A 6,583-nucleotide genomic window follows, 5' to 3' on the forward strand; every position below is an offset into this window, starting at 1 on the left:
CCGCGGCTGCTAGAGTGGGCGTGATGTTCCGAAGCGCCCTCCTCGCGGCGACCCTCGCGCCCCTGGCCCTCGGCTGTGGGGCCGCTTCCTCACAGTCCACGCAATCGCAAACCCCCGCGGATTTCGTCCTCCTGGGCGGCGCCGTCCGCACGATGGATCCGGCGCGCCCCGAGGCGAGCGCGATCGCCGTGCGGGGCGAGCGAATCGTCGCGGTCGGCACGGACGCCGAGGTCGGCGCGTTCATCGGCCCGGAGACCCGCGTGGAGCGGCTCTCCGGGCGCGCCGTGATCCCCGGGCTCGTCGACGGCCATTGCCACCTCCACGGCCTCGGCGCCGCGCTCGAGAGCCTCGACGTGCGGGGCAAGAAGAGCCCCGAGGAGATCGCCCGTATCGTCGCCGCCGAAGTGAAAGGGCGCGCGCCGGGCGAATGGGTCACCGGCCGCGGCTGGGATCAGAACCTCTTTTCCCCCGCCGCGTTCCCCGCGCACGCCCCGCTCGACGCCGCGGCCCCCGATCACCCCGTCGCGCTCACCCGCATCGACGGTCACGCGCTCTGGGCCAACGCGGCGGCCCTGCGCCTCGCCGGCGTCGACGACAAGACCGCCGACCCTCCTGGCGGCCGCATTCTGCGTGACGCGACCGGCGCGCCCACCGGCGTCTTCCTCGACAATGCCATGGACCTCGTCACGGCGAAGATCCCGGCCGAGCCGCCCGAGGTGATCGAGCGCCGCATCCTGCGCGCTTCCGCGCACGTGGTCTCGCTCGGGCTCACGGGCGTGCACGAGATGGGCATCGACGACAGGACCGTCGCCGTCTACCGCAAGCTCGCGGCCGAAGGCCGGCTCCCGATTCGCGTCTACGCTTATCTCGCCGGCGGGCCGAACCTCGCCGCATTGTCGCAACGAAAACCCGACCAGGACCCCGAGGGCACCGCCATGTTCGTCCTGCGCGGGGTCAAACTCTTCGCCGACGGCGCCCTCGGCTCGCGCGGCGCCGCCCTCCTCGCGCCCTACACCGACGATCCGAAGAGCGTGGGCATTTCGATCATGGACCGCGCGGCCCTCACCCAAGCCGCCCGGATCATCGCGGACGCGGGCTTTCAGCTCGCCGTGCACGCCATCGGCGACCGCGCCAATCGCGACGTGCTCGACGCCTTCGCCGCCCTCGGCGAGGGCCGGGCGCGCGCGCTTCGTTTTCGCGTCGAGCACGCCCAGGTCCTCGCGCCCGAGGACATTCCGCGCTTCGCGGCGCTCGGCGTCGTCGCCTCCATGCAGCCGACCCACGCCACGAGCGACATGCCCTGGGCGCCCGCGCGCCTCGGCCCCGAGCGCCTGCGCGGCGCGTATGCCTGGCGCTCGCTGCTCGATAGCGGCGCGCGCCTCGTCTTCGGCTCGGATTTCCCCGTCGAGGAGCCCTCGCCGCTCCTCGGCCTCTGGGCCGCCGTGAGTCGGCAGGATCCTTCGGGCGCGCCGCCGGGCGGCTTCTTGCCCGAGCAGCGCATCACCCTCGACGAGGCGCTCGCCGCCTTCACCACGGGCCCTGCCCACGCCGCCTTCGTCGAGGCGAGCCACGGCCGGATCGCGCCTGGCCAAGTCGCCGACCTGACCGTCTTTGCCGCGCCTCTCGTGGCCGATCGTTCGCTGCTCCAGGCGAAGATCCACCGCGTGATCGTGGGCGGCAAGGTGGCGTTCGCCGCCACGATCGCAAAGCCGACTCCATGACGAACCTCGTCCTTCGCGTCTTGCTTTTTCTCGCCCTCGGATTCGCGCTCGGCTGGGCGCATGCGAAGGCCATCACCGAGGGCGAGCGTATTCATCGCGAAACGGGGGAGCGCGCGCGCCCCACGGTCATCTTCGTTCTTCGCCTCGTCCTGCTTTGCGTCGCGTTTGGCCTGATTGGAAAGTCGGGCTCGATGCCGCTCCTCGCCTCCCTCCTCGGGTTCGTCCTGGCAAGATTGGTTCGGCGTCGTACGACCGAGGCGCCACCGAATTGACGCTGGTTTTGCCGTTCGGCTCTCTGTACGGACGCCGCGCAGCGTTATAAGGAAGATTCCGGGCGACTCGTATCCTCGGTGCGACGTGGCCTGCCCGTCCCTGGGCGGCCCTTCACGCCTGGAGAAACGGGGACACGTCGGGGGGTGGACATGAACGTGCAAGAATTCCAAGGATTGCAGGAAGAGGCCGCGCGGCTCCGCGCGCGCGTGGCCGAGCTCGAAGAGGCCCTCGGGGCCGCGAGGCACCGTGCGGACCTCTATCAGGCCGTGTTCGAATCCTTGCCCATCCCGGCCGTCGTGCACGACGCCGAGGGCTGGGTCGTCGAGATCAATCGCAAAAACCGAGAGTTCTGCGCCATCCCTGCCCGCGAGCTCGTCATCGGCAAACACAACCTGCTCGAGGACCCGGACGCCGTGGCGCGGGGATATGCCGCGCACCTCGAGAGGGCCACGCGCGGGGAGGCCTCGGTCATGCCGCCCACCTCGTTCAACACGGCGGAGGTGGGATTCGAGAACGCCGAGGATCGGGAGCTCTGGTCGGAGAGCTCGTACCAGCCCGTCGATGTCGCCGGCAGGCGGTACGTGGTGTCCGTGAACCTCGACGTGACCCAGCGGATCCGGGTGCAACGCGCGCTGGAGGAGAGCCAGCAGTTCCTGGTCGGGATCCTCGAGAACGCGCCGTCGCTCGTGTACGTCAAGGATCTCGCGGGCCGCTATCTGCTCGTCAACCGTCAGGTCGAGCAGTTCCTCCGGATGGACCGCGCCGATCTGCTCGGCAAGACCGACGCCGAGCTCTTCCCGCCCGAGGCCGCGGAGAGCTACAGCGCCTCCGACGCCCTCGTGCTCCGGACCGGCGAGCCCGTCGTGCGCGAGGACGTGATGCCGCTCGAAGGCGGCGTCGTCGCCTACGTGACCACGAAATTCCCCCTCCGGGACGCCGAGGGCAAACCCATCGCCGTGTGCAGCATCTCGGTCGACGTGACGACGCAAAAAGAGGCCGAGGCGCGCGCGCGAGAGCTCCAGGACGAAATGCTCGGCCTGCAGGAGGCCGCGCTCCGCGCCCTCTCGACGCCGCTCCTGCCGATCGCCGAGGGCGTCGTGGTGATGCCGCTCATCGGTCACATCGACGCCCGCCGCGCCGAGCAGGTGCTCGAGACGTTGCTCCCCGGCATCGTGCAGAACCAGGCGTCGATGGTCATCCTCGACGTCACCGGCGTGCCCGTCGTCGACGAGCAGGTCGCGAGCGCCCTCGTGCAGGCCGCGCGCGCGGTCGAGCTGCTCGGGGCCGAGGTCGTCTTGACCGGCATTCAGCCGGCGATGGCCCGCACCCTCGTCGAGATCGGCGCCGAGCTCGGCCGCATGCGCACGCGCAGCACCTTGCAGGGCGGCATCGCCCTCGCGCTCGGCCGCGGCGCGCGCGCAAAGCGCTAGTTCGTCTCCTTCGCGGAGAGCGCTTCCTTCGCCATGTCCTCGTACGACATGCGCCGGACCCGCGTGAGCTCGGCGTCGTCGTATTGCCGGGCCATGAACTCTTTGCCCACGCCTCCGACGCGGCCGAACACATCGCCGAGCAGCCGGCCCGTGATCGGGTGATCGACCCCGTCCTGCAAGAGCCGCAGGAACCGCGTGAACGGCCGCCGCGACGTCTCCTCCTTCCGCCCGAGGAGCTGCATCCGCTTGAACGCGTCCCGCAGCCGTTTGCCCTCGGGATCGACGAAGTTCATCGGATCGAGGAACACGTCGCGGATGAACGGATGGCCGTAATGCAGCATGTGCACGAACGCCTTCGCGCCCCGCGCCCGCTCCGCGAGCGAGAGCTTCGTCTGGCGCTCGGCCATGCGCCGCTCGTACGCCTCGGAGCCGTAATACTCGGCCATGTGATAGTCGATCGCGATGTGGCGCGACTCGTCGCGGTTGATGAGCGTCATCGCCGCCTGGCTCATGTCGTCGTGCACGTAGTCGTTGATCGATCGGAGCAGCGCGATGTCCAGGATGAGCTCCCCGGCCACGATGTACGCGTTCGCCACGTCGTCGCTGAGGTAATGAATCGCGTCCACGAAATGCGGGGCGAACGCCGTCAGGCTCGGGCTCTGTCGATACATCTGGTAATGATGGACGTCATAAAAATCGGCGAGCATCTGCGCCGCGTGCGCGTGCCGGACCTCGTCGACGACGAACGTCCGGAAGATCGCCTTCAGCGTCGGGTCCTCCACGCGCCGCTCCTGCTCGCGGAAGAGCGCGCCCGCGAGCCGCTCGATCCCCGACATGTCCGTGAAGAGCTGCACGATCGCGATCTCGTCTTCCCGCGACATGCTGCGGGGCTTGCGGCTCCAGTCGAGGTCGCCGACGCGCCACTGATCGCGCCGGCAGTTCTCCAGCATCCGTTCGAGGTCCATGCCCGCCAGGATACCCGTCGTTATCAGCCCGGTAAAGCGCCCGACGAAGGACGCACACGCGTCCTGGGCACCACGCTTGCGTTCGTCGGGGCATGAGCCTCCCGCGATCCATCGAGACGACCCGAACGGAAGAAAAATCGCCTCCCACGCCACCCGAGCGGCCCGAGGCGCCCCCCGTCGAGGATCCGCGCATCCGCAAGGGTCCGATCGAGGATCCGCCGCCCCCGAGCCCCGTCCCCGGCGAGCCGCCGCCCGAGCAGCCCGTCATCCGGGATCCGCCCGCGCCGACCCAGAAGCCGGGCGAGGTGATCCGGGTCGCCTGAACAAGCGCACGAGCACCTTGATGCCGCGGATGTCCTTCGGGCATCATCCGGTCCCATGCGCACGGGAGACGTCGTTGACGGACGCTTCGCCATTCTGGAGCGCGCCGGCGTCGGCGGCATGGGGTCCGTGTATCGAGCGCTCGATCGACAGACGACGAAGCTCGTCGCGATCAAGGTTCTCCACGCGCCCGACATGACCTCGCAAGCCCGCTTCCTCAAGGAGGCGAAGGCCCTCGCGGGGCTCGAGCACCCGCACGTCGTCCGGTACGTGACGCACGGCATCTCGCCCGACGGCGAACCGTACCTCGTGATGGAGTGGCTCGAAGGCGAGAGCCTCGATCGGCGCCTCACCCGCGAGCCTTTGCGCCTCGAAGAGTGCATCGATCTCGCGCGACGCATCGCCGTGGCCCTCGGCGCCGCCCACACGCGCGGCATCGTCCACCGCGATGTCAAGCCGAGCAACGTCTTCCTCGTCGACGGCGTAATCGACAAGATCCGCCTGCTCGATTTCGGCATCGCCCGCCTCGACGACGCGTCGAGCGGCCTCACCCGCACCGGCAACGTCCTCGGGACCCCGGGATACATGGCGCCCGAGCAGGCCCGCGGCGACAAACGGTACGTGGACGCCCGCGCGGACGTCTTCTCGCTCGGCTGTCTCCTCTACGAATGTTTGGCGGGCCAACCTCCTTTCCACGGTCCGCACCCGATGGCGATCATCACGAAGCTCCTCGCGGAGGAGGCTCCGCGCCTGCGCACGATCCGCCACGACGTCCCCGACGCCCTCGACGCGCTCGTCGGCCGCATGCTCGCCAAGGAGCCCGGCGCTCGCCCCTCGGACGGCGCCGCGGTCGCCGCCGCGCTCGAAGCCGTCTCCAACATGAAGAGCGTCGAGCCCCCGCCGCCCTCCATTCGCTCGCGCGCGTTCGCGGAGATCTTCCCCTCGATCCCGCCCTCGTCGCCGCCCTCGTCGGATCCGACACTCGGCATGGCAGCGACGATGCCGGGCCTCTCGTCGTTCCGCGAGCTGTCCGAATCCTCGAGCCAGCGCCCCTCGTCGCCGCCGCCCGAGCCCCGATCGAGCCGCATGGTCGATCTCCCGCCGCCGAGCGTCTCCCCGGCGAGTGATCGCCGCTGGTTCGAGCGTCTGCCGCGCCCGGCAGGTCGGAGCCCATTCCGCGTGAAGGGTATCGCCTACAAGGGCATGCTCCATTACGTCTCGACGCGTCTCGACGGCGGGATGCAGACGCTCGCGAGTACGTTCCGCGATCCGGTCCTGCGCGAATACCTCGGGCAGTCGTTCCTCGCGTCGAGCTTCTACGATTTCTTCCCGCTCGTCGCGGCGAGCGCCGGGTGCGCGTCGCTGGCGAACGTGCAGCTCGACATCTTCGCGCAAGGCCAGGGCCGCGCGCAGGCCAAGTACGACGCCGAGCACGCATATCGCTCGTTCGTCCAGGGTCGCTCGATCGACGATTTCCCCTCGCGCTTCCGTCTCATCGCGCAGCGATACTACGATTTCGGCGAATGGGAGGCGAATTCGTTCTCGCCAGGCACGATCACGTTCGTGCAGCGGGGCATCCCGGCGTGGGCCATTCCCTGGTACTCCCCGCTGCAATCGGGCTACATCTCGACGCTCGTCGACCTCGTGTCGAACAAGCGCGCATCCGTGACCGTCTACCCGACCCGCCGCGACGGCGTGACGGAGGGCATCCAGACGGTCATCCTCGAGATGGACGTGTCGTACTGAAGGCGTCGCGCCGGGGCGCTGCCCCGGACCCCGCGGGGGCTATCCGCCCCTCGACCCGGACCAGGGCAAGCCCTGGACTCGGGATGGAAGAACTGCGCGGTGCGCAGTTCTTCCAACGGGCCCGTTG

Annotated in this window: 6 protein-coding genes; 5 read left to right on the forward strand and 1 reads right to left on the reverse strand. The window is 69.5% G+C overall.

The features are described from left to right. The first annotated feature begins 23 nt into the window (after positions 1 to 23). From QHF83_RS48210 to QHF83_RS48220, 3 genes are all read left to right on the forward strand, one after another. On the forward strand, positions 24 to 1,721 hold the full coding sequence (locus QHF83_RS48210) for an amidohydrolase (protein ID WP_282424909.1): 1,698 nt from the start codon (positions 24 to 26) through the stop codon (positions 1,719 to 1,721). Then, a complete protein-coding gene (locus QHF83_RS48215; RefSeq protein WP_282424910.1) occupies positions 1,718 to 1,993 on the forward strand; it encodes an ATP synthase subunit I in 276 nt (91 codons plus the stop codon). Before QHF83_RS48210 ends, QHF83_RS48215 begins: the two co-directional genes overlap by 4 nt. Positions 1,994 to 2,143: 150 nt before the next feature. After that, on the forward strand, positions 2,144 to 3,424 hold the full coding sequence (locus tag QHF83_RS48220; RefSeq protein WP_282424911.1) for a PAS domain-containing protein: 1,281 nt from the start codon (positions 2,144 to 2,146) through the stop codon (positions 3,422 to 3,424). On the opposite strand, the gene QHF83_RS48225 is transcribed toward QHF83_RS48220, so the two are convergent. After that, on the reverse strand, positions 3,421 to 4,389 hold the full coding sequence (locus tag QHF83_RS48225) for a hypothetical protein (RefSeq protein ID WP_282424912.1): 969 nt from the start codon (positions 4,387 to 4,389) through the stop codon (positions 3,421 to 3,423). The genes QHF83_RS48220 and QHF83_RS48225 overlap by 4 nt on opposite strands. A 92-nt stretch (positions 4,390 to 4,481) precedes the next feature. On the opposite strand from QHF83_RS48225, the gene QHF83_RS48230 reads away from it, so the two are divergent. Next, positions 4,482 to 4,712, forward strand: coding sequence for a hypothetical protein (locus tag QHF83_RS48230; protein ID WP_282424913.1), 231 nt, complete (start codon positions 4,482 to 4,484; stop codon positions 4,710 to 4,712). Between the two features lie 55 nt (positions 4,713 to 4,767). Then, positions 4,768 to 6,456, forward strand: a complete 1,689-nt coding sequence (locus QHF83_RS48235; RefSeq protein WP_282424914.1) for a serine/threonine-protein kinase — start codon at positions 4,768 to 4,770, stop codon at positions 6,454 to 6,456. Positions 6,457 to 6,583: the final 127 nt, after the last annotated feature.

Source organism: Polyangium sp. 15x6 (genome assembly GCF_029960785.1).
GTDB lineage: Bacteria > Myxococcota_A > Polyangia > Polyangiales > Polyangiaceae > Polyangium.